Here is a 25,887-nt window from a genome sequence, read left to right on the forward strand (position 1 = left end):
ACTGTTGACGAGCTTGCTTCAACTCTGCTGCATTATTTTACACGCTCTCCATCATATCAAGGTGTATCTCGTAAGTCAATATATGCCCGCTATTTTCATGTCTAACCATAAATTTTTATGTAATAGGTGAAAACGTTTGAATTTATTTTCACTAGACTGTAAAATGAATACGCTTTAGTAAAACGTTTTCTAAAATTATGAGAGGTGAATATTGTGAGAAATCATCCGAAACAATCTCTCAAATGGGGTGTACTCGCTGGGAGTTCTTTAGCATTATTAAGTTTAGGTCGTGCACAGGCATTAGCTGCAGAGCACACGCTCGAACCAAATACAGACAGTGCGGTTGGACAATTATTAACAACTAGTGACGGTGAGCAGCATACGGCAGATACAGAACTATCCGAAGATATTTCAGATGATACATTAGCTGACGAATTCGTTGAAGACAACGCAGTGCAAGAATCATCATCCGAGGATACTGAGAGCGACTCTTCTGTGGTAGACGTTACAGCCGATGCAGATGAGAATGAAATGGATGAAGAAGAAAATGAAGTGGATGAATCGGTAGAGAGTGATGATTCGGCAGAAATTGATCAGTTATTTGAGAAAGTTCATGATGCTGATCGACTGCTTTCTATTATCCCTCAAGGTCCAAATATCACACCGGATAATTTTATGGATTGGGAACATCCGACTGACGATTCAGAAGCGATTTATCAGAGTACCGTACCGTTAGCTGATCGTGAAAAGGGTGAGTCGATTAACGGTGTCAGCTCGTCAGAAGCCAAGGTAATTTCTTTAGCTTATCTCGACACCAAATCTGACGGTTATTCTGCAGCAGGTGGTAGTAAAGATGGCATGAATGTTTATGCGTTTGACTACTGGCAATATCTCGATCAAATGGTAGCCTGGGAACAAATGATTCCACCTGTTGAAATGATTGATGTGTCGCATAAAAATGGTGTGCCGATCTACGGTACAATTTTCTTTAACTGGTCAGAAGCACAGGAAGATGTAGATATTGTCGATCGCTTCCTTGAAAAAGATGAAGATGGCCACTTCAAATCCGCTAAAAAATTAATTGATATCGCTGACTTCTACGGTTTTAACGGATACTTTATTAACCAAGAAACAATTCTACCATTCGGTGGTGATCGCAATTACTCTGCTGAGTTTATTTCCTTTATGTCAGATGCTAAGGCACTCGGTAAGCAAAATGGTAAAAATATTGCCTTTGCCTGGTACGATTCCATGACGAATAGTGGGCTCAGACATTATGTGAACGGCGTTAGCTCATACAATGACAGCTTTGTAGAAGCGACGCAAGATGGTGAACCCGTCGTTGATCATTTCTTTATGAACTTCGATTGGCGAACGGAAGATAAGATTGAGACGACGGTTGAAACGATGAAAGAAGTCGGTCGTGATCCGTTTGACGCCTATGCTGGATTGGAATTACAAAAAGGCGGTGCCTACCAAACGAATCAGAAGACGTCATTGATTGTTGATGAAGATGGCAAGCTAAAACTCTCGCTCGGTTTATTCGTTCCAGATTCTGTACGTGGTTTTGCTTCGGATGGTATCGACTACCACAACCAGGAAGATATTTTCTGGACGGGACATACAGGCGATCCAACAAAAGAAGATGGGTCACATGATGATGAATGGTCAGGGATCTCCCGTTTTGTCGTGGATAAAACCGTCATTACTGCGCCAAAATTCTATACCAGTTTTAATCCAGGACATGGTAAATATTGGTTCGTTAATGGTGAAAAAGTCTCTGATCGCGAATGGGCATCTCGTAGTGTACAGACTATTATGCCGACTTGGCGCTACTGGATTACTAGTGAGAATGCTGAAATGAAAGGACAGTACGATTTCGATCACGCCTTCCACGGTGGTGCCTCACTACAATTCACTGGCAAACTTGGCGCGGGAGCACAGAGCGACATGATGCTCTATGCGACAAACTTCAAACCAACAGAAAGTACGAGCATATCCATTACTCATCAGTCCACACCAGGTGCGACACTCGCCTTGGGTGTAGCGACTACACCGGATTATCAAGAAGAGTCCATGCACTACTTTGAACTCGAAACGGGTGACGGATGGGTGACATCTACTATTGATCTTTCTGATCTTAAGGATGAAACCATCTATGCATTGAAATTACGTATAACCTCAGAACAGGGGGTAGATGATTATACGATCAATCTAGGTCAGCTAGCGATCACTGATAGTGAAGGTACATCGTTAGAAAAACCTGAAACAGTAACCGTTCACGATCAACGATTATTTAGTGCACAGGAAGCTGAAGCGATTATTCAAGTCACACCAGTCGATGCTGCAGATACCTATGAAGTTTATCAAGAGAATAATGGTGAATGGGGATTTGTGAATGCTTCAACGAACAGTACGATCTATCTACCTTTCTTGACGCGCAGTGATGACTTTGAAGGGACGACGCAACGTATTGCCGTTATCGCTATTGGTAAAGATGGCGCGCACTCTGAGCCAACACTTGCAACGATTCACTGGGGATTACCCGTAACAGCAACGACAGAACCGCAAGCCGAGCCTAAAAATATTATGCTTGAGGTGCAGGAAATCGATGCCGATCGCGGTGAGAACTCTGAAAAACCGGAAAATATGTTGACAGGGACAATCACAAGTACATCAGACAAATGGTTTTATGACGGCTCAACAGCAGAAGCTATTGTGACCTTTGACGAATCCAAGACCGTCGTTCAATATCACATCGACCATGCGGGTGCCGGCGGTGAAGATGTTGAGAAGAAATTGATGAACACTAAAGACTTCAACTTGGAGTATTACGATGAGGAGAAAGACGAATGGATCGTTGCTTCTGAAGTACGTGATAATCGTGACGATGTGACAGATATTATTTTGGATCAACCGATTACTGCGAAAAAATGGAAGTTAAACATCTTAGCTGCCGATAACGGTTCGCCTTGGGGTGGCGTGCGTATCTACAATTGGAAGATGTACGAAACGGTCAATAATGAAACGAAGAACTTACCAATGGCAGGTCAGGAAGTTGTGGCTTTATCAGAAGATAATCACTATGCCGTTCGTTTGACACATGGTGAACCAGAGACGACAGTAACCTTATACCGTCAATTCGATAAAGAAACACAAACAGTAGCTGAAGAGATTGCGACAGCGATCGTTGATGAAAATGGCTATGCCACATTTACAGATATCGAGTTACCAGAAGATCAATACTACGTCTTCTATCAGGCAACCGCAGAAGGAATGGAACCAAGCAATGTGTTAGCATTGATCTATGGTGACGAACCAGTCGATATACCTGAAGAAGATGATACGGTTGGCGATGATGTCATTGAAGATGACTCAGATCATCCAACGTCTGATGATCAACCGACAGTAGATGATACTGAAGAGGAACAAGAGACGGATGTTGAAGATAATGACTCAGATGATACATCAGATAATATCGCTATTCCTGATGAAGATACGCAGAATCATCCTGATCTCAATGATGTAATTGTTGAAGATGTAGTCATCGGGAGCCATGAGCAATTAGAGGAAGATACTGATATATCAATTGATCAGACAGATGATGAAGAAGTGAACCCAGAAATTATTGTCGATACGGTGATTGATAGTCATGCACCAACGATTGAAGAGATGCCATTAGATTCAGAACAAATGGATGATAGCATGATTGGCACGGTAGTTGATGAGATAATTTCAGATGAAGTCGCCACGGATACTGTGGTCTCGACTCAAGAGAACTTAGCGACTACGCCAATGGTATCATCTGGTGAAACGGCATCACTATCTACTGAGTCCGAACCTGAACAGGAAATGGTCGACGCAAATCGTGAAATGTTGACGACACCGCAATTACCACAGACAGGCACAGCGACAGGTGCGTTACTACTCGGTGTGATCTTCTCAAGTGCAGGTAGCATCTTCGCATTTTCATGCCGCAAAAATAAATAACTTAATAGAAGGAGAAAGACATGTACGGAGCAATTGAAGCAGGCGGCACAAAGTTTGTTTGTGCTGTCGGAAAAGAAAATGGAGAAATTGTTGAACGTGTGCAATTTCCTACTGAGGAGCCCGAAGCAACACTCAAGAAAGTAATTGACTTCTTCAAACAGTATACGCTTGAAAGTCTATGCATCGGTTCATTCGGTCCGATCGATGTCACTAAAGACTCAGAAACATGCGGCTATATTACATCGACGCCGAAGCTCGCCTGGAAAAATTACAACTTCCTCGGTGCTTTGAAAGCGGTATTCGATATCCCAATGGTATGGACCACAGACGTGAATGTTGCTGCGTATGGTGAATATCGTGCAGGGGCAGCTGTTGATACTAAATCTTGTTTGTACCTGACAATTGGTACGGGCGTCGGCGGCGGTTACGTTGTGGATGACCAACTGTTGGAAGGTTATACTCATCCAGAGATGGGTCATATTCTGATTGCAAAAGATCTTGATGATCCGACAGAAGGCTGGTGTCCGTATCATCACGATCAGTGTCTCGAAGGGTTAGCGAGCGGTAGCGCCATTCGTGTGCGTACCGGTCAATCAGGGAATGACCTTGAAGCAGACGATGCGAACTGGGAGTTTGTGTCAGACTATATCGCTCAAGCCTGTGTGACATTCAGTTTAACGCTGTCGCCCGAGAAGATAGTGCTCGGTGGCGGTGTCATGAAACAACCGCAGCTCTTGCCAAAGATTAAAGCAAAAGTGACTGAGAAGCTCAACGATTACTCAACCATTCCGTCGATTGAAAATTATATTGAAACACCGGCGCTTGGTGACAATGCGGGAATTACAGGTTGTTTATACCTTGCTGAACGCGCAGCCCAGTAAAGTGTTTAATAACTTTAAAAATTGTTTGAAAATATATGAAAAAGTACAAGCCGTACCCCTTGAAAAAGAAAACGGTTTCCATTAGAATAATTCACGTGAAGAAGTTTCAAATAAATGATCATTTGTTTGGAACTTTATTTATGCACAAAAATGTTAGCGTTTACTGTAACGCTGAAGGGAGATTCATAATTATGGCTGAGAAAGTCATTATGTTAGCTTGTGCCGCAGGTATGAGTACGAGTATGTTGGTTGCAAAGATGCAGAAAGCTGCAGAAGCAAAAGGCGTAGACGCTGAAATTTTCGCTGTAGCTTCAGCAGAAGCTGAAGACCGCATCGCCAGTCAGAAGATTGACGTGTTGTTGTTGGGACCTCAAGTTCGTTTCATGGAGAAAGACTTCAAATCAAAATTGGAACCTAAAGGCATCCCAGTTGGCGTTATTCCAATCGCAGACTACGGCATGATGAAGGGCGATAAGGTTCTCGACTACGCAGAAGAATTGATGAAAGGGTAATTTCAGTGGACGAAGAAAAGCTACAAAGCATTATGAGCCTGATCATCTATGGTGGTGAAGGTAAGAGTGCATCGATAGAAGCTATTCAAGCAGCAAAGGAAGGCAACTTTGACCTTGCAGATGAAAAAATCAAAGCGGCTGAAGAAGCGTTGCTCGAAGCTCATCATAAGCAAAGTGCGATGTTAGCTGAGGAAGCACAAGGTAACAATGAGGGTGTTTCCTTGCTGATGGTACACGGTCAGGATCATTTAATGACAGGTGTTACGTTCAAAGATCTTGCGAAAGAAATTGTTGATCTCTATCGCAAACTTGATGAAAATGCATAGAGAGAGGTGTAACAATGGTCGCACTCGCAGCCATCGATGTCGGTGGCACAGCAATTAAATATGGTTATTATGATTCTGCGACTGGTCAATTAACCGATCAGTTGCAAACACCGACACCGCAAACACTCGATGATTTTTATCAAATCGTGACAACAATCGTTAATGATCTCAACCACACACATCCAATCGAAGGTGTAGCCTTCAGTATGCCAGGGTCCTATGAGGCTTCTACAGGTGTCATTGGTGGAATTAGCGCATTACCGTATATCCATCATTTTCCAATTCGACAAGCTCTAGAAGAACAGCTCGGCTTACCCATATCTATTGAAAACGATGCGAATTGTGCAGCGCTCGCAGAAGTAACGAGTGGTGCAGCCAAAGAATTATCGAATATCGCATTCATGGTCATTGGTACGGGAGTTGGCGGAACGGTGGTATTAAACCGAGAAGTTATGCCTGGTAGCCATCTGCTCGGTGGCGAATTTGGTTACACTATCGACGAAAATAATGAATTATTGAGTCGACGAGCAACGATGTTTCACGCGACGGAGCGCTACGCGAAGCAGACCGGCGAGGAAGTTTCCGGTCAGGAATTGCTTGCACGTATCGCTCAAGGTGACGCGATTGCTATTCAGGAAACTGATAAGATGTATCAGGCTTTGGCTCAGATGATTTTCAATCTGCAGTACATCATCGATCCAGAAGCAGTGATTATTGGTGGCGGGGTTTCAAAGAATCCGGAATTTATTCGTCAGTTAGATCAAGCGATTGAAGAATTGGTGAATAACTATCCAGAAGAATTACCTGTAGTACCAACAGTACGCGCTGCGCAGTATGGCAATGATGCGAATCTGATTGGCGCTGCTTATCGATTCACACATCAAGCCTAGCTATTAATTGAGGATAAATTTTTTTATCATATTTTGTAACCACTTTAGTATAGAAAGGGATGTCACTCATGAGTTTTAATGTTGAAGCAATGCAAGAGCCGCTCTTAAAGGCGGCCGGCTGGGTGCAGGGTAACTCTGTACTCCAAGCCATCAAGAATGCGTTCGTACGTACGATCCCATTCACAGTTATCGGTTCCTTCTCCAACTTGATTTCCATGCAGTTGAATACATTGATTGCCAATCAAGGTTGGGAAGGTGGATTCCTTGAAAAGGTTTCTGGCTTATTCGGTAACTTAGGACTTGCGACGTTAGGTATTATCGGTGTTATCGTTGTACTTTCTAGTGCTTATTCTTACGCTAACGAATTAGCGCAACGTCCTGAAAACAAGAACATGAACAAAATTATTGCGACATTACTCGCGTTAGCTGCCTACTTCGTGATGGTACCAAACAACATCAACTTTTCAGATACCACATTAGAAGTTGTTGAAGGTTATGCACCATCATTCTTCAACTATGAAGGTATGTTTACTGGGCTAGTTATTGGTATGGTTTCTGTGTACTTATTCTCCTTATTCAGCCGTACTAAATTAACGATCAAGATGCCAGATAGCGTGCCACAGAACGTCTTCGACTCCTTCTTCGCATTAATTCCAATGACCGGAGTATTACTTATCTTTGGTGTTGTTCGTATCGCTATTGAAACAATGGGATTCGCATCATTAAGTGAATTAGTTCAAACATTCTTAGTTACACCATTAACATCTGTCGGTACAGGTTTACCAGCTATTATTATCGTTATTCTTGCAGAACAAATCTTATGGTTCCTCGGATTGCACGGTTTCAACATCGTATGGGGTATTGTCGGTGCTTTCTGGTTGCCACTCTTCTTAGAAAACGTTTCTAAATTCGCTGAAACACAAAACTTCGCTGATGTAACGATCGCACCTAATACTATGACCAACGTTTATGCGATGATCGGTGGTTCCGGTGCTACATTCGGTTTGTTAATTGCAATGTTGATCTTAACCCGTAAAGGTGACAAAGAACGCGAAGTTGCGAAATTAGGTTTAATCCCAGGATGTTTCGGTATTAACGAACCAATCATCTTCGGGTTACCAATCGTATTGAACCCAATTATGTTGATTCCTTGGATTATTGTGCCAATCGCTAACGCTGTGATTGCATACATCGTAACTAACCTCGGATGGGTTGTACCATTAGTTGTTCAAAACGCTGGTAACGAACCAATCTTCATCAGTACTTGGGTATTAGGTGCTTTCCACTTAAGTCCAGTAGTATTAACTGCTGTATTGGTTATATTGGATGTACTTCTCTACGCACCATTCGTTATGATTCACTTGCGTAACGAACGTAAAGTTCAACAAGAACAAGTTGCTGAAGAAAATAAAACGGGTGAAGCAATCGTTTAATCGCTAAGAGATTGTTAGAGATAGAGGAGTGAAGCAGTTAAATGGATCAAGTACACGTTATTGCACATACACATTGGGATTTTGAATGGTACTTTACACGTCAACATGCACGTGTTCAATTCGCCTACCACATGCAAGAAGTGTTACATGCGTTAGAAACCAATCAATTGCGCTATTACTTACTTGATGGTGCAATGGCGATTGTGGACGACTATTTGGAGACACATCCAGACAAACGTCCGATTTTTGAAAAATTTGTTAAATCCGGTCGTCTTTTTGTCGGTCCGTGGTACACGCAGATTGACGAAATGGTGACCTCAGGCGAATCGATTGTTCATAATTTGCAACTAGGATTTGAACAGTCTCGAGCGCTCGGTGACACGATGATGGTAGGGTATTTACCAGATTCATTCGGACAGGGACAGGATATGCCGAAGATTTATAACGGCTTCGGTATCGAAAACGCCTTATTTTGGCGCGGCCGTCCTAAAGAAAAAGACGCGCGCTATTTCTACTGGACGAGTGAAGACGAATCTAAAGTCCTCGTCGCGAATATCCAAAACGGGTATTATGCTGGGACGGATCTCGTTGAATCTGATGACCAGAAACCAATGTTTGATCGCATAACGACAGATACTGATTCAACTGTGCACGTCTTACCAGTCGGTGGTGATCAACGTGCAGTCGACTTTAACTTACAGGAACGTATCGAACAGGTAAACGACAGTGACTTGCCATATCATTTGACTGAAAGTCACTATCCGGCTTTCTTCCAACAGTTACGTGAAGAAGAAGGTTTACCGACATTCGACGGCGAGTTTGTGGACGCTTCCTTCTCGAAGATTCACCGTGGGATCTATTCTTCAAGAGCAGATCTCAAGAAGCTCTACGATGAGTTGGAAAATCTGACGACATTTGTGGTTGAACCATTGATGGCGATTGCCAAGGTTCAAGGGATTGAAACCGAATCAGGAATTGTTTCTGAAATCTGGAAGACGGTTGCTCAGGGACAAGCGCATGATTCTTCTGGTGGTTGTAACTCAGATATCACGAACCAAGATATTTTCCAACGCGGTCAAGTGGCGTTACAGCTAGCTGAAAGCTTGCGCGACTATTTATTACGCAAATTAACATCTGGTGCAGAATACTTCGATGTCGTTGGCTACAATACACTATCCACAGCTATTGAGCGCGTGTGGACATTCAAAGTATCGACCAAATCACCAACATTTGAATTGCGTGATAGTGAAGGTCAGACGGTGTCATATCAAGTGATTGAACAGACAGAAGAAGATGCAGCGGTTGTTCGCCATGATCCGTCAAAACAGACGCCAGAACCATATTACCGCACGACACTTGCTGTACAGACAACGATTCCATCATTAGATTGGGTTGGTTTCACGATTGATGAGACGAAACACTCAGCAATTGACAGTGAAGAAACGACAGCTATCGAAAATGATTACTACCATATCAGCGTACAGGATCATCAAGTGGTTGTCCGTGATAAGCAGACGGATACGACTTACGAAAACTTTATTACTTTTGAAGACGGTGGTGACGAAGGTGATAATTACGACTTTTCACCGGCGTATGACGATTGGATTATCAACTTGAATTTCGATGATGCTAAAGTTAACGCGGTAAGCGGTGAATTAGAAAGTCGTCTCACACTTATGGGAACTTGGCGTCTACCTAAAGACCTCGACGCGCGACGTCAGCATGTGGCCGATCAAGAGCTACCTTACGAATTAACACTAATATTGAAAAAAGCAGATGCGACAATCGGTTACCGTTTGAACGTCGATAATACCGTCAAAGACCATCGTCTACGCCTTGTGATGCATACACCAATTCAGGCGACGCACAGTGTAACGGATACGCCGTTCGGTATTATTGAACGTCCAGTCGAAGATTCTCATCTCAACGACTGGCGTGAAATTGGCTACGTTGAAGAACCAACTGCCCTACGTCCATTCCTTCACTTCATGAATACACATGATGATAAACACAGTGTCAGCTTTATCGGCTGTGGTGAAAAAGTTGGACAATTGATCGGTGATCATTTCAGTGAACTTGCGATCACGATGTTCCGCTCTGTTGGCTATCTCGGTCGCCCAGATCTCACACGTCGTCTCGGAGACGCTTCGGGGTTGGTTAATCGTTATGTGGAAACACCTGATAGTCAATTGCTTGGGCATCGTGAGATGATCGGTGGTATTCGTCTTGAAGCAGCCTTCGATCCTGTTGTATTGCAGAATGCACATCATGCGTTAGTGACAGATGGCTTGTTCTATCAGAATCAGACCATCGATCGTTTCACGGATCCATTGCGCTACTTTATGATTAATAACTTGCCACAACCGCTGGCGCATCATCCGTTATTCCAGCTAGATTCTGATCAATTGGTCGTATCACTGGTGACAGGTATCTCTGATAAAGTCGACAGCATTGTTCGAGTGTACAATCCGCATAAACACGAGGTAGATACAGCAGGAACTTTGTGTTTCGCTAAAGATGCCACACTTTGCTCAATGAATTTAAATCACGACAAGTTAGAATTACTAGGTAGCGATTTATCTGAATACGCACTCGAAAGCTTTAAGCCAGGAGAGATTCGTACATACGGTATCGATTTTAAGCATTAGAGAATGCATGATAGTGAAGAATACTCCGTGTTATCGCGGAGTATTTTTTGTTAAGGAGGAAAAAGATGACAAACGAACAACAACAAGCCATCTATCAATTAAAGGCATGGGCTAAAAAGCAAGACCTTGGTTCTCAGGTTCTCAATCAACGTTTCCGTGAATTGCTACCGGATACATTGGAAAAAGCTACTCAGCAAATGGAAGATGGTACTTATTTTGTGACTACAGGGGATATCCCGGCGATGTGGCTCCGTGATGCGACATTTCAGGTGCTTCCCTATGTGTCCCTGATCGATGAGATCCCAGAATTAGCCTCAATTCTGCGTGGTGTCTTACAACGTGAACTCAAGTATGTATTGATTGATCCGTACGCCAATGCCTTCAATATCACAGCTAACGGTGCACATTGGGATGATGACGATCAAAGTGATCAACCGACGTCTGATTGGGTATGGGAACGTAAATATGAGATTGATTCATTATGCGCGCCGTTACTATTAGCGATGAAACTTCAGGACAAGCATGTCGAGGGACTCTTCGATGATTTATTCTGGGAAGCTTATGCGGAAATTTTGACCGTATTTGAGACAGAACAGAAGCATGCGGAGTCACCATATTTCTTTATTCGCGAAAATGCACCGGAAAATGATGCATTGTACGGCGAAGGGGGTCGCGGCTTACCAGTGAGAGAGACAGGATTAATCTGGAACGGATTCCGACCGAGTGATAATGCGAGCCAATATGGCTATCACATTCCAGATAATATTTATGCGCACTATGTACTCAAGGGGATGGCGCCACATATTACAGATGACACTTTAAAAGCGCGGACAGATAAACTGATTGATGATATTCAATCGGGACTTGAACAATACGCTTTTGTGATATTACCGACTGGTGAACGCGGCTACGCCTATGAAGTGGATGGTCTAGGGAATGCGGCATTGATCGATGACGCCAATGTACCGAGTCTATTATCATTGCCATTTATTTCGGATATTGACTTTGAGAATAGCGACTATCAACACACACGTGCGTTTATCTTGAGTGAGGATAATCCATACTACTATAAGGGCAAAGCACTCGCTGGTATCGGTAGCGAGCATACACCGGAAAATTATGTCTGGGCGATTAGTTTATTGATGGAAGGGATCACGTACCCGGATACTGCCGTGAAACGAGAAAAATTGCAATTAGTTTGTGATAATGATGGGGATACTGGTCAATGTCACGAAGGGATTCATGTTGATGATCCAACGCAGTATACGAGAGAATGGTTCAGTTGGGCGAATATGACATTTTGTCAGCTCGCGCTACAGATTATCTTGGCTAAATAGGAGGCAATTATGTATCAATTTCCAGAAGGTTTTTTGTGGGGGACGTCCACATCAGCACCACAAACAGAAGGTTACATCTCAGGCGACGGAAAAGGTGAGAATATTTGGGATTACTGGTACCGTACCGCTCCCGATAAATTCTTTAATCAGGTTGGTCCGGAACACGCATCCACTTTCTACGAAAATTGGGAAGAGGATATCGAACTCCTAGAAGCAACGGGGCAGACTGTTTTTCGTACGTCTATCCAATGGGCGCGTTTAATTCCGGACGGTGTTGGTGAAGTAAATGAGGAAGCAGTTGCTTTCTATCAAAAAGTATTTAAACGTATTCATGATAAAGGTATTCATTTAATGGTTAACCTTTATCACTTTGATTTACCTTACGCACTTTATGAAAAAGGCGGTTGGGAGAGTAAAGAAACCGTCGATGCGTTTGTCAACTACGCCAAACAATGTTTTGAGTTGTTTGGAGAATATGTCGATGAGTGGACAACATTTAATGAACCGATTGTGCCGGTAGAGATGGGATACTTTAATTTTTATCATTTGCCAGGGACGATTGATGCGAAGAAGGCTTTTCAGGTGGCTTATAATACACAGCTTGCCAGTTCGCGAGCCGTCAAGGCATTGCACGAGTTGGACGAATCTAAACGGATTGGGATCATTATCAATTTGACACCAGCTTATCCGAGAAGTAATCAGCCAGGCGATCTCAAAGCAGCACGAGTGGCAGAGCTATTCCAAGCCCGTAGTTTCCTCGATCCATCCGTCAAAGGTAAATATCCAACAGAACTTCGAGAAATTGCTGAGAAGCACAAGTTGATGCCAGAAACTACTGCTGAAGAATTAACGGATATTTTGGAAAACACGGTTGATTTCTTAGGTGTGAACTATTACCAGCCGTTACGCGTGCAAGCGCCAAAATATGTGCCGAATCCAGAAGCCCCATTCACACCCGATTATTATTACGAACCGTTCCAGTTACCGACTGCGAAAGTTAATCCGTATCGTGGTTGGGAAATTTACGAACAGGGCATTTATGACATTGCCGAAAATCTGAAGGAAAACTACGATAACATTCCGTGGTTGTTGACGGAGAATGGTATGGGGGTGGAAGATGAAGAGCGCTTCCTCAAAGACGGTGAGATTCAGGACGATTACCGTATCGATTTCGTAAAAGACCATCTGCGCTGGTTGCACCGTGCGATCCAAGACGGTGCCAACTGTAAAGGCTATATGATGTGGACGTTTATCGACTGCTGGTCATGGCTCAACGCCTACAAGAACCGCTACGGTCTCGTTTCTCTCGATCTTGAAACGCAAAAGCGTACGATAAAAAAATCGGGGCGTTGGTTCAAACAATTAAGTACACAGAATGGTTTCGCTGATGACTAAATAGCTATCGCGTATCCCTCAGTTTAATGGAAAGGGATACAGTGCTATGATAGTATCAGTGTTAATTTGGAGGGAAAAAGATGTATTTAATTGAAATCAAACGCGATGGCAAACCAGTCAGAAACATGGGCATGCAGATGGCGACACAAGTTTATGTGTTGAATCATATTTTCCCGGGGGAAGATATCATCATGCCATATCGTTGTGATCCAGCAGTTCAGATTGGAAAGTTCCAGAATACGATCGAAGAAATTAACGTCGATTATGTGGAATCACACAATCTGCCGGTTGTTCGCCGCGATACTGGTGGCGGTGCCATTTACATGGATATGGGCGAAGCAAACTTTATTTTTATTTTGTCTAATCCGGGGACAGTGAGTGAAAATTTCAAACGTATCTATGACCCAGCAATCTCTGGACTCCAAGCACTAGGCGCCAAACAAGTACAGCAACGTGGGCGTAATGACTTAGAAATTGAAGGTCAAAAAGTGTCTGGTTCAGCGCAGACGATCGTGAACGGCCGCTTGTATGCAGGCTATTCACTATTAATGGATATTGATGGTGAAACAATGGAAAAGGCGCTGCGTCCGAACAAGAAGAAAATTGCTTCAAAGGGCGTGAAGTCGGTACGTAAGCGTGTCGGCGGCATCCGTCCGTATCTTGCGCCGAAATATCAGGATATTTCCGTGGACGATTTTGAAGAATTGATGCTGAAACATTTCTTGCAAGTTAATGATCTGTCAGAAGCGAAACGTTACGAATTGACGGACCAAGATTGGGAAGCAATCGACCAACTCTACGCTGAAAAATACGGTAACTGGGATTGGAACTTTGGTGCATCGCCGCGCTATGCTTTCAACAATGATGGGCGCTTTGATGCGGGCACACTCGATATCAGTATTGAGATTGATCATGGCAAAATCGCGCATATTCGCATTTTTGGTGACTTTTTCGGCGAGGGTGAAATTGCTGATGTTGAGGATGCATTGATCGATTGTACCGTCCAACGCGATCAGTTGATTAATAAGTTAAATACGATCGATCTCGATCACTATATTAAGGGGCTTCGACCAGAAGAGCTCGTAACGTTAATCTTAGGCTATTAATCGGCACAAATGCGGGCTATTCCTTGGAATTTATCCCCCGTGATGTGTCCCTTTGTGATAAAATAGTAGAGCTTATATGGTTTAATCCATAAATTTAGGTTGAATGGAGGATTCAGCGTGCCGATTATTATTACACTTATTGTAGGTATCGTATTGGTGCTGATTGTCTACGGACTGTTGTATTATTTAGGGCATCGTTACGGCGAGAACATCCAAACGCTGGATGACAAAAAACAAGATATCTTAGCCATTCCTGTTCCGGATAAGTTATATCAAATTAAGAATAAACATGTTTCCGGAAATACGCGACGCCTGTATGATACACAGCGCTCGAAGTGGGAGACGATTAAACAGTACAAATTACCAGAGATTGAGTCGTCGCTAGTTTCGGCACAGAATCAGGCAGATAAATTTAGTCTCGTTAAAGCACGCCAACAGATTGATAGTGCCGAAGAATTATTGGAAGAAACTGAAGTCGAAGTACGGGAGATCAATGATGCATTGAGTGATATCTTAGCTTTGGAAGGTGAAAACGAAGCCTACCACAACAAGACATATGAACGTTATGCAGCTATTCGCAAACAGTTACTCGCTCATGGTTATGCTTATGGTGAAGCGATCGATATGTTGGAGAAACACCTCTCCTATGTCGAACTCGATTTTACGAAATACAATGCCTTGATGAATGACGGCGACTTCATGGGCGCGGATGAAGAATTGCATCAAATCAATGCCGATATTGACGCTTTAGATAAGATGATGTCTCAAATTCCAGATGCATTGGACAAGATCGAGAATGAATATAATGAACAGCTGGAAGATATTAAACAGGGATACCAGCGCCTCAAAGAGGAAGAATTCCAATTCCCTAAAGGGGTCAACGTCGCTGAAAATATTGATAAAGTAGCGCAAGACATCACTAATGCCTACAATGCAGTGTTAGCTGGTGACTTGAATGAAGCGAAGAACTTGATGAAGATCTGTGAATCACAGATTGATCATACGTATCAATTGATGGAAGACGAAATTGCCGCACGCGATTACGTCGATAAAAATCAAGGCAAGTTGCAGAAGCAATTCGATCAAGTTTCTCAAAGCAATCACTACAGCCAGTTGGAAGCAGATCGCATTTCTCAGAGTTATGTACTTCATGATAACGAGATCGGTAAGATTCGTGAATTCTCGAGTGAGATCAAAAATGAACAACAAAAAATCGATCGTAGTAATGAACAACTTGGTGCACGTACCATCGCTTACAGTGAGATGAAGAAACGCATGGAAGATGCGTACAAGGTGCTATCTTCTGTTGAAAAAGGGCAGTCTCACATTATTTCGTCCATGAGTCACTTGAAATCTCGTGAAAAAGAAATGCGCGACGAGTTGTACACTGCGGATCTTGAACTCAGAAATATGCAGCGTCGCATTGAACGCTTCAATTTGCCGGGGTTATCTGATGACTATCTCGACTTATTCTTTGAAACACAGGATATGGTTGACGACATCGAACATAAGATGAACCGTGTGAAATTAGATATTCGTACGATGACTGAAATCATGACAAAGATTGATACACAGCTCGATACGTTATCTGAACAAACAGAAATCATCTTGGATCACGCGATCTTGACTGAAAATTGCATTCAATATGCGAATCGTTTCCGTTCTGAGAATCCAGAGATCAATCAGGCGATTCAGGAAGCTAACCATTACTATTATGATGAATTCGATTACCAGTCTGCCTACCAAACAGTATCCGAAGCGATTGATGCGGTAGAACCAGGTGCTTCAAAACACGTGGAACAATGGTATTACGAAGATAAGGAACGCGGGAATCTTTAGATTTTAGCGTTTCGTGCTAAAATAGAAATTAAAGTATAAGAATGAGGTTATTGATCAACCTCATTTTTATTTTTAGAGAAGAGGTTTTGTGTGATATATTTTGACAACAGTGCAACAACGCCAATTTTTGATGATGCGGCCGAAGCGATGATGCAGACGATGACACGTTACTTTGGAAATCCATCGAGTTTACATCACTTAGGTAATCAGGCGCATCAATTACTTGAGACTGCCAGACGACAGGTTGCAGAATTACTCGGTGCTGAACCGCAGGAGATATTCTTTACGAGTGGTGGTTCAGAGTCGAATAACTGGGCGATTAAGGGCACGTTACTCGAAAAAGTACATAAAGGACACCATGTGATTACATCAGCGGTTGAACATCCCTCTGTACGAGAAACGCTTGAACATCTTGAACAGCAGGGTGTTGAAGTTACCACGCTCCCTGTCGATCGTGAAGGACGCGTCAGTGCGAAAGACTTGGAAGCTGCGATTAAGCCAGAAACCGTCTTGGTTACGGTAATGGCAATTAATAATGAAATCGGTGCGATTCAACCGATCGAAGCATTAGCTGAAGTTTTAGAACAGCATCCGACGATTCATTTTCATGTGGATGGTGTACAAAGTGTTGGTCGTTTTGAACAGCCATTGATTCATTCACGTGTGGATCTAATGAGCTTCTCCGCGCATAAGTTTAATGGTCCACGCGGTGTCGGTATTCTCTATAAAAAAGCTAACCGACACATCCAGCCATTGATCGATGGTGGTGGCCAAGAGCGTGGCATGCGTAGTACGACTGAAAACTTAGCCGGGATAGTCGCTACGGCTAAAGCGCTACGAATGAGCTTGGAGCAGGCGGAGATTGAGAATAAAACGCAACGCGAGATTCAAACACGTATTCGTCAATTCCTCAAAGCGCAGGGGGATAAGATACAGATTTTTTCACCTGAAAATCATGGTTCACCGCATGTGCTCTGTTTTGCATTGAAAGGTGTACGTGGTGAAGTGGCTGTTCATGCGTTAGAAGATCATGATATCTTTGTATCGACAACGAGTGCTTGCTCGAGTCGAAAAGTCGATCAGTCCGCAAGTACATTGCGCGCGATGGGTGTTGATGGGACGTGGTCAAGATGTGCCATTCGTCTTAGCTTTGGCTCACAAAATACTCTTGAGGAAGCGGATGAATTTATCGCTGTCTATCAACAATTACTTGAGAAATTTGCTAAGATTCAATAATCGAGAGGGGATTTAATGAAGAAAACGATTATGGTTCGTTACGGAGAGTTGTCTGTAAAAGGAAGCAATAAGAAACGCTTTACGCATCAGCTTGCCCGTAATATTCGTAAACAATTAGCGGATTATCCTGAAATTAAAGTCAGTCCGTACAATGACTTTATCTTCATCGATTTAAATGATGCACCGGAAGACATCGCATTAGATCGTTTGAAGGATGTTTTCGGTATTCAAAGTTACAGTCCAGCCTACGAAGTATCGCGCGATTTCGAAGAAGTCAAAGCTGTTGCTCGAGAAATTGTCGCCAAACGTCTAGCAGAAGATGATTATATCCAAAGCTTTAAAGTCGCGACGTCACGTTCCGATCATAACTATGCGATGGATACGCAGGACATCAACCAACAGCTCGGTGGCTATCTTGCCGAATGCTTCCCAAAGCTCAAGGTACAGATGATCGATCCTGATCTAACCGTTCGAGTAAAAGTTCGTTTTGATGATTTATTACTCAGCTTGGATTGGATTGAAGGTGCAGGTGGTTTACCAGTCGGTAGTACAGCGCCAGCAATGTTGATGTTGTCAGGGGGAATCGATTCACCAGTCGCTGGTTATCTCGCAATGAAACGTGGGATTCGTCCGACGATTGTTCACTTCGCTTCGCCACCTTACACGAGTCCGCAAGCTTTGCAGAAAGCTAAAGATCTAACGCAGAAATTGACACGCTTCGGTGGTGGATGGTTGAACTTTATCGAGGTACCATTCACAGAAATTCAGGAAGAAATTAAAGAAAAAGTACCTGCTAACTATTTAATGACCATTACACGTCGTATGATGTTCCGCGTTGCAGATAAAATCCGCGAAGATTTCCACGGTTTCGGTATCATCACGGGTGAATCGGTCGGACAGGTGGCTTCGCAATCATTAGAAAGTATGTTTGCGATCAATAATGTGACGAGTACACCGATCTTACGTCCGGCGTTAACGATGGATAAATTAGAAATCATTGATGTCGCAAAAGCGATCGATACTTTCGATTTATCGATTTTACCGTATGAAGATTGCTGTACGGTATTTGCGCCACCGTCTCCTAAGACGCGTCCGCATATGGACAAGATTGAAAAATACGAAGAGCGTTTAGCGATTGATGAACTAGTTACTCGCTGTGTTGAAGGGATCAAGATAGAAAAAATTCAACCAGAAAATACAGAAGCAGAAACCGTCGCTTCTGAATTTAAAGACTTATTATAATTAATGAAAAAGCATCACTCATTCCACAGGGCATTGATAGTCAATGTGCTGGTGAGAGATGCTTTTTTGTTTGCAGAAGTTATTGAGGGCGACTAGCCGAAGTAAGTAATTAACGCCATTGCTAAACTGATAATGACACCAGCAAGCATCGCAAATAACATGATAAATGTAAAGAATTTACCGAAACGTTCGCGGCGCGCTTTACGTTTTGCAGCTTTTTCGTAGGCTTTATTACGTGCTTGTTTTTCTTCCTCTGTGACTGCCATCCAATCCCTCGCTTTCCTGTAAGTTGTATTCAGTATAGCATAATGTCATTCTATTTCTGAATTTTTTTTGGTATGATGTGATTAGAAAGTACTTCACATAAGGGGGAAACAGCATGAGCAAGGCGAATATTGGTGTTGTAGGAATGGCAGTGATGGGGAGAAACCTCGCACTGAATATTGAAAGTCGCGGTTATACCGTAGCACTCTATAACCGTACCTACAGCAAGGCGGAAGCCGTCGTCTCTGAAAATCCTGATAAGAACTTACTCGCAATCGAAGACATCGAAGCTTTTGTTGCAAGTATCGAACGTCCACGTCGTATTGTCTTGATGGTGAAGGCGGGCGCACCGACTGATGGTACCATTGATCAATTATTACCGTTATTGGATGAAGGTGACATCCTCATTGATGGTGGGAATACCTACTTTAAGGATACGGTTCGTCGTAACGAGCGACTCGCACAGTCAGGCATTCACTTTATTGGAATGGGTGTATCCGGTGGGGAAGAAGGTGCCCTTCACGGCCCAGCATTGATGCCGGGTGGTGCGAAAGCTGCCTACGATGAAGTGGCACCAATTTTGGAAGCTATCGCGGCCAAAGCCTCTGATGGTGAACCGTGTGTGACCTACATTGGTGAAAATGGTGCGGGTCACTTCGTGAAGATGGTGCACAATGGGATTGAATATGGAGATATGCAATTAATTGCTGAGGCTTATGCACTAATGCGTCATTACCTCAATCTACCTGTCGAAGACATTGCAGCATACTTTGACGAATGGAACCAAGGTGAATTGCGTAGCTACCTCATTGAGATTACAGCTGCCATTTTAAAACAACGTGATCCAGAAACCGGCAAGCCAATGGTCGATGTGATCGTTGACGCGGCTGGCAACAAAGGTACTGGTAAATGGACATCTCAGGAAGCTTTAGATTTGGGTATTCCATTACCAACCATTACTGATGCGGTTTACGCACGTTTCATCTCTGCATTGCGTGATGAACGTCAACGTGCTGCAGCAATCTTAGGTTCAGAGATGAACACCTTCGATGGTACAGATGATGACAAGCAAGACTTCGTTGAAAAAATCCGTCGTGCATTATACTTCTCCAAGATCATGAGCTATGCCCAAGGATTTGTCGAATATCGCGAAGCCAGTAAGGAATACAACTGGAATCTCAATTACCGTGAAATCGCACGTATTTTCCGTGCCGGATGTATCATTCGTGCCGATTTCTTGGAAGAAATCATGGCAGCATACGACCGTAATCCAGAACTCGAGAATATTCTCTTAGATGACTTCTTTGTCAAAGTTGTTAAAGAATACCAAGATGCTGCGCGCGAAGTCACGGCTAAGGCAATGATGGCTGGTGTACCTGTATCTGGTTTTGCGGGCGCTATTGCTTACTACGACAGCTACCGCTCTGAAGTCCTGCCAGCTAACTTGATTCAAGCGCAACGTGATTACTTCGGTGCCCACACCTACCAACGCACAGACAAAGAAGGGACCTATCACTTCTTATGGCAAGATGCGAAAGAGACGCAGATTGACTAAGAAGGCTGGTATTATATGAACCTTTTGTATTCTAGAGAAGGACACAATTTATCAATTAGACGTGGGCGTGCCTTAGTCGCCATTACGGATGCGTTGTACGGTGAATTTTTGAAATCGGAGTTACAAACAGACGGTTACGATGTCGTACGTGTCGATCACGGATTAGCAGTGATGGAACAAATCTATTAAGAGAATTGGCAACTCATTATCGTTGATTACGGTATGATTGGGATTAGCGGTTTGGAAATCTGCCGTCGCATTTGTCTTGTCAGTCGTACACCGATTATCATGACAGCTAAGCAATTTTCACCGTCAGAGATTGTCGCTGCGCTCGATTGTGGTGCTGATGCATGCTTCTTACGTCGTACTTCGAGCGAAGAGATATTGGCCTATGCACGGGCATTATTGCGTCGCATTCATTGGGAATCGGTGCCGTGTCATGATGTTGATGCCAATATCTTGCGCTTCAAGGACATCGAGCTCAATCAGGTGACGTTTACGGTTAGACAGGGCGATCATTTCATCGACTTATCTGATCGTGAATTTCAATTGCTGGCGACGTTAATGGGGCATGTTGATATCGTCTTGAAACGTCGTGAATTAATTCGATGGATATGGGGTTATCCGGATGAAGTTGAAACGAAAGTATTGGAGTCATACATCCAAAAACTGCGTCGCAAACTTGATACACCCGATGCACCGCACAGCTATATTACGACGATTCGAAATATCGGCTATGTGATGCGTACCCTGACAATTGATTAAATGTGTTCAAAAAAAAGACCAAGATGATTCTTGGTCTCTTTTTATTTAGGCTATGTAATCTATTTTTTATTACGTTTCTGGTCGTTTAATTGACGGGCACGACTCTTTTGTTGATCGACATCGGATACTGAGTTTGTCACGTTACGACGTGGACGTGCGGTGGTTTCTGCATCCGGGAAGTCGATATTTTGTGCATCGATTTCTGCTTCGACTTTCTTTTGAAGACGCGGACGATAAACGTACGTTGTCCAAAGCATCTGGAAGACGGACCAAATCGCTGAGGTCAAGAAGTAAAGCATTAACCCAGCTGGAGATGAGAACATGAAGAAGAGAGCCATTAAAGGCATCATGAACATTGTTCCAGCCATCATACGTCGCTGTTCTTTTGGTACAGACATGACAGAAACGAAACTCTGAGCGATGTAAACTGCCATAGTCAAAATACCGATCAGAATACTGCGATCACCGAGTCGAATACCCATGAAGACGTAGCTACTGATGTTTGCGTTATTGTAGACCGCTGCATAAAGTCCCGTAATGATTGGGAACTGAATTAATAGCGGTAAACAACCTGATTTCAGTGAACCGAGCGGGTTAAGTCCAACCTGTTGGAAGAATGACATCTGTTCACGTTGTAACTGCATCATGGTTTCTTGATCCTGCGCTTGCTGTGCTTCTTTCAAACGTTGACTGAAGCTATCCATCTGTGGTTTGAACTTCTTCATAATAATCGTTTGACGAATGCTAGCTTTCTGAGAACCGAGCATCAAGGGTGTCAGTACTAAACGCACGATACACACGACAAGAATAAGGGCAATGCCATAATTACCATTGAAGAAATTTGCGAACGTTTCAATCAGCCAATTGATCGGTGGAACGATCAGACGATACATGAAGCCATCTGTATTTCTTACATTCACACATCCGGCGAGTATCGGCATGATTGCGGCGATAAGACCGAAAAATTGCAAACGTTTATTCGATTTTGTGTTTGCCAAAAAGACACATCCTTACTTTGAAATCCTATCGTCTATTAATGAATAATTCTAAATGAAGACAACGTCTCTTCGTCAGATTCATCGACACGCTCAATGGTATCGATAATAGCGAAACCGCGTTTTGCCTCTGATTTCAGGGTATCAAGGAATTCTTCGCGATCCGATTCAGAAGCCTGTAATACAATCGTTACTGCGCCGTCCGCTTCATTTTTAACGGTTCCGGTGAGTCCGAGCATCTGTGCAGTCATTGCTGTCGTGTAGCGGAAACCAACACCCTGCACGCGCCCATTAATACGAAAAGTAGTGGTTAACATCTTTCATCCCTCTTATTCATTGTAGACAATATCACTACCAGTTTAACGGAAGAACAATAGTGTTAGCAAGTCAAAGACCAATATTTAAAAAAAGGCGCTAGTAAGCTATAATTAGCGGATGGTAAGGTTATCCTTGATGACCGATAGAAGGAGGAGTGTGCGTGGCTAATAAACGAAAAAAACGAAGCACTAAACGAACAAAAAAGAAAACAACACCGACGATTGAAGTGGTCGCTGTTGTCAGTTTAATCCTTGCCATCATTGGCTTATTCCAATTGGGATTTATCGGGACATTAATCAACGCCTTATTGCGTGGTGTTGTCGGTGAGTTATATTTTGTGATAGCACTATTACTCATTGCATATAGTGGCTATATCCTACTCAAGGACGCTAAGCAATCACTATTTCCCAGACTCGTACGTGCTGTGGTTTATTTACTACCGATTGTTTTACTATCGATTCATGCCGTTCAGTATGAATCAATCGCAGCCGTCGAAGCTCTCTCCGTCGTGAAAATCACTTGGCAGAGTGTGCGACTCGGTTTCTTTGGGCGTTTTGATGCGGCAGTCGGTGGCGGTTTGATTGGTGCGCTACTCTATCAATTAGCACATTTCTTAGTGAGTCAGCTCGGCACTTATATCGTCATTATTTTAGCGATTGTGTGGTGGGTCGCATGGATTTTTGGGCTACAACTTGAAGACTTTATTAATACTTTTCGCTGGTTATGGACGCAAAGCATGTCCTACAGTGAGCGTGCGGTTGTACAGACCTCAAAGCAATTAGTCGCTCATCAACAGGCGCTCAAAAAACGTTCGCAGTCTAAACCTAAACCGAGACAGCAACGTCGGCGATCAGAACCACATCGCTCGCAGGCAAAAGTAGCAATGGAACCGGAATTGTCGCCGATTCCTGATGAGACTGACATGCCACCAATGCCGGAGGAAGTTCCTATTGTAGGACCGACGTCGCCACAGTCTCTGGTACAAACCAATCAGTCACAACCGCAACCGTTAGTCGATGATGTAGAAGAGACGCACGAAGAAGATCATACGACTGATGATATTAATATGGAAGTCTTGGAATTAGAGAACGAAGACTATGAATTACCAGATGTGTCACTGCTTGATCCAGCTAAGCATACGGATCAGAGCGGTGAATACCGCGTGATTAAAGAAAACATCAAGAAACTTGAACGCACATTAAAGAGCTTCAACGTCGATGCAAAAGTCACCAAAGCGAATCTCGGTCCATCCGTAACAAAATACGAAATTCAACCGGCAGTCGGTACGAAAGTCTCGAAGATTACTAATCTGTCGGATGACATTGCGCTCGCATTGGCAGCTAAAGATATTCGAATCGAAGCGCCGATTCCAGGTAAGAGTGTGATCGGGATTGAAGTACCGAATCAGACGGTTAGTGTGGTATCTTTCAGAGATATTGTGGAGAATGCGCCGGAAAGCAACAAATTATTAGAAGTGGCTTTGGGACGCGATATTAGTGGAAATATTATTACGACCAACCTCACGAAATTACCGCACTTATTAGTGGCGGGATCAACTGGATCAGGTAAATCTGTAGCGATTAACGGCATGATTGTCAATTTATTACTTCGCGCCAAACCGAATGAAGTAAAAATGATGATGATCGACCCGAAAAAAGTAGAATTGACTGTATACAATGGGATTCCGCATCTTTTAACACCTGTTGTGACGAATCCACGCAAAGCGGCTGGGGCGTTAAACAAGGTTGTTGAAGAAATGGAACGACGTTACGAATTATTTGCTGATGCAGGTCAGCGTAATATCGATGCCTATAATAATTATATTCGCAGACAGAATGTGAAGGGGAAACCGGCCGTGCCGATTTTGCCGTATATTGTCGTTATTGTTGATGAATTGGCAGATTTGATGATGGTTGCTTCTAAAGAAGTCGAAGCAGCTATCACGCGTTTAGCACAGATGGCACGTGCTGCAGGGATTCATATGATTTTAGCAACACAACGGCCATCGGTAGACGTCATTACCGGTATCATCAAAGCAAACGTACCATCACGCATCGGTTTCGCAGTGTCAAGTGGTACGGATTCACGGACAATCATCGATCAAAACGGTGCGGAAAAATTACTCGGACGCGGTGACATGTTGTACTTGCCGATGGGTGAAGGCAAACCTATTCGTGTTCAGGGGGCATATATCGCAGATGATGAAGTGGCTCGTGTGGTTGATTTCGTGAAAGATCAACAGGAAGCGCATTATGTGGAAACGATGAAGCCAGAGGAACCGAAGACGGATGATCACAGTGATGATCTCGATGACTTGTGGAATGATGCCTTGGCATTCGTGAAGACGCGCGAGACGATTTCGATTTCAATGTTGCAGCGCCGTTTCCGTATCGGTTATAACCGCGCGGCACGAATGATCGAAGATATGGAAGCACGAAATATTGTTGGCCCACAGGATGGCTCAAAACCACGTAAGGTCAATATTACTGAGAAACCAGAAACCGATAATCTAAATGACAGACAAGCGTGATGATTTATGTCATGATGAGTGTATGAGATGGAGGCAAAACCATGAATTTACCTAATAAGCTGACTGTTTTTCGAATTTTTATGATCCCGTTATTCATCCTATTAATGGAGATTGCTACGCATACGGATAGTGGCAGTGTGTTATTGTTTGGCAGTCAGACCTCGTGGTGGATGATTGCCTCATGTATTGTTTTTGCGGTGGCAAGCTTTACAGATTGGTTAGACGGCTATATCGCGCGTCGCGACCATCTCGTGACCGACTTCGGTAAGTTTGCTGATCCACTCGCTGATAAGATGTTAGTTGTTACGGCGATGATCGAGTTGACTGCAAATGGCATCATCCCAGCATGGGCGGTCGGTATCATTGTCATGCGTGAATTGGCCGTGACAGGATTGCGTCTGTTGCTTGCAGGTGGAGGTAATGTCATGGCTGCTGCTTGGCCTGGTAAGGTCAAAACGGTTAGTCAGATGTTTGCGGTAATTTTTCTATTGATCGATGACTTTCCATTTGGTAATCTACCATTCTCTATCGGACAGATTTTGTTCTATATCGCGGTAGTGATGACGGTCGTGTCAATGGTCGATTACTTCTGGAAAAATCGTGCCGCATTAACGGACTTTTAGAA

The 25,887-nt window shown here is 43.4% G+C and carries 21 protein-coding genes; 18 read left to right on the top strand and 3 right to left on the bottom strand.

The features are described 5' to 3' along the window. Positions 1-213: 213 nt before the first annotated feature. The 13 genes from ACWOEX_RS00450 to thiI all read left to right on the top strand — a co-directional run bounded on the left by ACWOEX_RS00450 (position 214) and on the right by thiI (position 18,835). On the top strand, positions 214-3,990 hold the full coding sequence (locus ACWOEX_RS00450) for an endo-beta-N-acetylglucosaminidase (RefSeq protein WP_455297299.1): 3,777 nt from the start codon (positions 214-216) through the stop codon (positions 3,988-3,990). Positions 3,991-4,010: 20 nt separating this feature from the next. Further along, positions 4,011-4,871, top strand: coding sequence for an ROK family protein (locus ACWOEX_RS00455; RefSeq protein WP_455297300.1), 861 nt, complete (start codon positions 4,011-4,013; stop codon positions 4,869-4,871). A gap of 191 nt (positions 4,872-5,062) precedes the next feature. Beyond that, complete coding sequence (locus tag ACWOEX_RS00460) at positions 5,063-5,383, top strand: PTS sugar transporter subunit IIB (protein WP_455297301.1); 321 nt, start codon at positions 5,063-5,065, stop codon at positions 5,381-5,383. Between the two features lie 32 nt (positions 5,384-5,415). Next, positions 5,416-5,709: a PTS lactose/cellobiose transporter subunit IIA gene (locus tag ACWOEX_RS00465; RefSeq protein WP_455297637.1), complete on the top strand. Its 294-nt coding sequence runs from the start codon at positions 5,416-5,418 to the stop codon at positions 5,707-5,709. A gap of 14 nt (positions 5,710-5,723) precedes the next feature. Then, positions 5,724-6,599: an ROK family protein gene (locus ACWOEX_RS00470; protein WP_455297302.1), complete on the top strand. Its 876-nt coding sequence runs from the start codon at positions 5,724-5,726 to the stop codon at positions 6,597-6,599. A 68-nt stretch (positions 6,600-6,667) separates the two neighbouring features. Beyond that, on the top strand, positions 6,668-8,032 hold the full coding sequence (locus tag ACWOEX_RS00475; protein ID WP_455297303.1) for a PTS sugar transporter subunit IIC: 1,365 nt from the start codon (positions 6,668-6,670) through the stop codon (positions 8,030-8,032). 41 nt (positions 8,033-8,073) lie between these two features. Continuing rightward, the gene (locus tag ACWOEX_RS00480) at positions 8,074-10,680 is read left to right on the top strand and encodes a glycoside hydrolase family 38 N-terminal domain-containing protein (RefSeq protein WP_455297304.1); all 2,607 of its coding nucleotides are present in this window, start codon (positions 8,074-8,076) and stop codon (positions 10,678-10,680) included. A gap of 65 nt (positions 10,681-10,745) precedes the next feature. Further along, positions 10,746-12,017 carry a glycoside hydrolase family 125 protein gene (locus ACWOEX_RS00485; protein ID WP_455297305.1) on the top strand — a complete coding sequence of 424 codons (1,272 nt, stop codon included), beginning with the start codon at positions 10,746-10,748 and terminating at the stop codon, positions 12,015-12,017. 9 nt (positions 12,018-12,026) lie between these two features. After that, the gene (locus tag ACWOEX_RS00490) at positions 12,027-13,412 is read left to right on the top strand and encodes a glycoside hydrolase family 1 protein (protein WP_455297306.1); all 1,386 of its coding nucleotides are present in this window, start codon (positions 12,027-12,029) and stop codon (positions 13,410-13,412) included. Between the two features lie 80 nt (positions 13,413-13,492). Next, entirely contained in the window at positions 13,493-14,518 is a 1,026-nt protein-coding gene (locus ACWOEX_RS00495) for a lipoate--protein ligase (protein ID WP_455297307.1), read from the top strand. Positions 14,519-14,635: 117 nt separating this feature from the next. Continuing rightward, positions 14,636-16,357 (top strand): septation ring formation regulator EzrA, encoded by a 1,722-nt coding sequence (locus ACWOEX_RS00500; protein ID WP_455297308.1) that lies wholly within the window; start codon positions 14,636-14,638, stop codon positions 16,355-16,357. 90 nt (positions 16,358-16,447) lie between these two features. Beyond that, positions 16,448-17,593: a cysteine desulfurase family protein gene (locus tag ACWOEX_RS00505; protein WP_455297309.1), complete on the top strand. Its 1,146-nt coding sequence runs from the start codon at positions 16,448-16,450 to the stop codon at positions 17,591-17,593. 15 nt (positions 17,594-17,608) lie between these two features. Continuing rightward, positions 17,609-18,835 (top strand): tRNA uracil 4-sulfurtransferase ThiI, encoded by a 1,227-nt coding sequence (thiI, locus tag ACWOEX_RS00510; protein ID WP_455297310.1) that lies wholly within the window; start codon positions 17,609-17,611, stop codon positions 18,833-18,835. 92 nt (positions 18,836-18,927) lie between these two features. On the opposite strand, the gene ACWOEX_RS00515 is transcribed toward thiI, so the two are convergent. Beyond that, entirely contained in the window at positions 18,928-19,101 is a 174-nt protein-coding gene (locus tag ACWOEX_RS00515; RefSeq protein WP_455297311.1) for a MerR family transcriptional regulator, read from the bottom strand. A gap of 113 nt (positions 19,102-19,214) precedes the next feature. Here ACWOEX_RS00515 and gndA point away from each other — a divergent pair, with 113 nt between their 5' ends. Genes gndA through ACWOEX_RS00530 form a run of 3 tightly spaced genes read left to right on the top strand, consistent with a single transcriptional unit; the run spans position 19,215 to position 21,419 of the window. Further along, on the top strand, positions 19,215-20,654 hold the full coding sequence (gene gndA / locus ACWOEX_RS00520) for an NADP-dependent phosphogluconate dehydrogenase (protein WP_455297312.1): 1,440 nt from the start codon (positions 19,215-19,217) through the stop codon (positions 20,652-20,654). Between the two features lie 15 nt (positions 20,655-20,669). Further along, positions 20,670-20,843 (top strand): hypothetical protein, encoded by a 174-nt coding sequence (locus tag ACWOEX_RS00525; RefSeq protein ID WP_455297313.1) that lies wholly within the window; start codon positions 20,670-20,672, stop codon positions 20,841-20,843. A gap of 18 nt (positions 20,844-20,861) precedes the next feature. Beyond that, complete coding sequence (locus ACWOEX_RS00530) at positions 20,862-21,419, top strand: response regulator transcription factor (protein WP_455297638.1); 558 nt, start codon at positions 20,862-20,864, stop codon at positions 21,417-21,419. A 59-nt stretch (positions 21,420-21,478) separates the two neighbouring features. Here the strand turns inward: ACWOEX_RS00530 and yidC are convergent, their stop codons facing one another. Both yidC and ACWOEX_RS00540 read right to left on the bottom strand, forming a co-directional pair. Beyond that, entirely contained in the window at positions 21,479-22,417 is a 939-nt protein-coding gene (gene yidC, locus ACWOEX_RS00535; RefSeq protein ID WP_455297314.1) for a membrane protein insertase YidC, read from the bottom strand. 35 nt (positions 22,418-22,452) lie between these two features. Beyond that, a complete protein-coding gene (locus ACWOEX_RS00540; protein ID WP_455297315.1) occupies positions 22,453-22,731 on the bottom strand; it encodes an acylphosphatase in 279 nt (92 codons plus the stop codon). 161 nt (positions 22,732-22,892) lie between these two features. Between ACWOEX_RS00540 and ACWOEX_RS00545 the strand changes: the two genes are divergently transcribed. Together ACWOEX_RS00545 and pgsA are read left to right on the top strand one after the other, a co-directional pair. Further along, complete coding sequence (locus tag ACWOEX_RS00545; RefSeq protein ID WP_455297316.1) at positions 22,893-25,262, top strand: DNA translocase FtsK; 2,370 nt, start codon at positions 22,893-22,895, stop codon at positions 25,260-25,262. Positions 25,263-25,303: 41 nt separating this feature from the next. Continuing rightward, entirely contained in the window at positions 25,304-25,885 is a 582-nt protein-coding gene (gene pgsA, locus ACWOEX_RS00550; protein WP_455297317.1) for a CDP-diacylglycerol--glycerol-3-phosphate 3-phosphatidyltransferase, read from the top strand. Positions 25,886-25,887: the final 2 nt, after the last annotated feature.

It is taken from the genome of Aerococcus vaginalis (assembly GCF_053762225.1).

What these genes read in the sequence shown, in the direction of transcription:
- ACWOEX_RS00485 (WP_455297305.1), top strand. Translation starts at nt 10,746, where the DNA reads ATGACAAACGAACAACAACAAGCCATCTATCAATTAAAGGCATGGGCT.
- thiI (WP_455297310.1), top strand. Translation starts at nt 17,609, where the DNA reads ATGAAGAAAACGATTATGGTTCGTTACGGAGAGTTGTCTGTAAAAGGA.
- ACWOEX_RS00465 (WP_455297637.1), top strand. Translation starts at nt 5,416, where the DNA reads ATGAGCCTGATCATCTATGGTGGTGAAGGTAAGAGTGCATCGATAGAA.
- ACWOEX_RS00460 (WP_455297301.1), top strand. Translation starts at nt 5,063, where the DNA reads ATGGCTGAGAAAGTCATTATGTTAGCTTGTGCCGCAGGTATGAGTACG.
- ACWOEX_RS00515 (WP_455297311.1), bottom strand. Translation starts at nt 19,101, where the DNA reads ATGGCAGTCACAGAGGAAGAAAAACAAGCACGTAATAAAGCCTACGAA.
- ACWOEX_RS00495 (WP_455297307.1), top strand. Translation starts at nt 13,493, where the DNA reads ATGTATTTAATTGAAATCAAACGCGATGGCAAACCAGTCAGAAACATG.
- pgsA (WP_455297317.1), top strand. Translation starts at nt 25,304, where the DNA reads ATGAATTTACCTAATAAGCTGACTGTTTTTCGAATTTTTATGATCCCG.
- ACWOEX_RS00455 (WP_455297300.1), top strand. Translation starts at nt 4,011, where the DNA reads ATGTACGGAGCAATTGAAGCAGGCGGCACAAAGTTTGTTTGTGCTGTC.
- ACWOEX_RS00525 (WP_455297313.1), top strand. Translation starts at nt 20,670, where the DNA reads ATGAACCTTTTGTATTCTAGAGAAGGACACAATTTATCAATTAGACGT.
- ACWOEX_RS00490 (WP_455297306.1), top strand. Translation starts at nt 12,027, where the DNA reads ATGTATCAATTTCCAGAAGGTTTTTTGTGGGGGACGTCCACATCAGCA.
- ACWOEX_RS00540 (WP_455297315.1), bottom strand. Translation starts at nt 22,731, where the DNA reads ATGTTAACCACTACTTTTCGTATTAATGGGCGCGTGCAGGGTGTTGGT.
- gndA (WP_455297312.1), top strand. Translation starts at nt 19,215, where the DNA reads ATGAGCAAGGCGAATATTGGTGTTGTAGGAATGGCAGTGATGGGGAGA.
- ACWOEX_RS00475 (WP_455297303.1), top strand. Translation starts at nt 6,668, where the DNA reads ATGAGTTTTAATGTTGAAGCAATGCAAGAGCCGCTCTTAAAGGCGGCC.
- ACWOEX_RS00480 (WP_455297304.1), top strand. Translation starts at nt 8,074, where the DNA reads ATGGATCAAGTACACGTTATTGCACATACACATTGGGATTTTGAATGG.
- ACWOEX_RS00470 (WP_455297302.1), top strand. Translation starts at nt 5,724, where the DNA reads ATGGTCGCACTCGCAGCCATCGATGTCGGTGGCACAGCAATTAAATAT.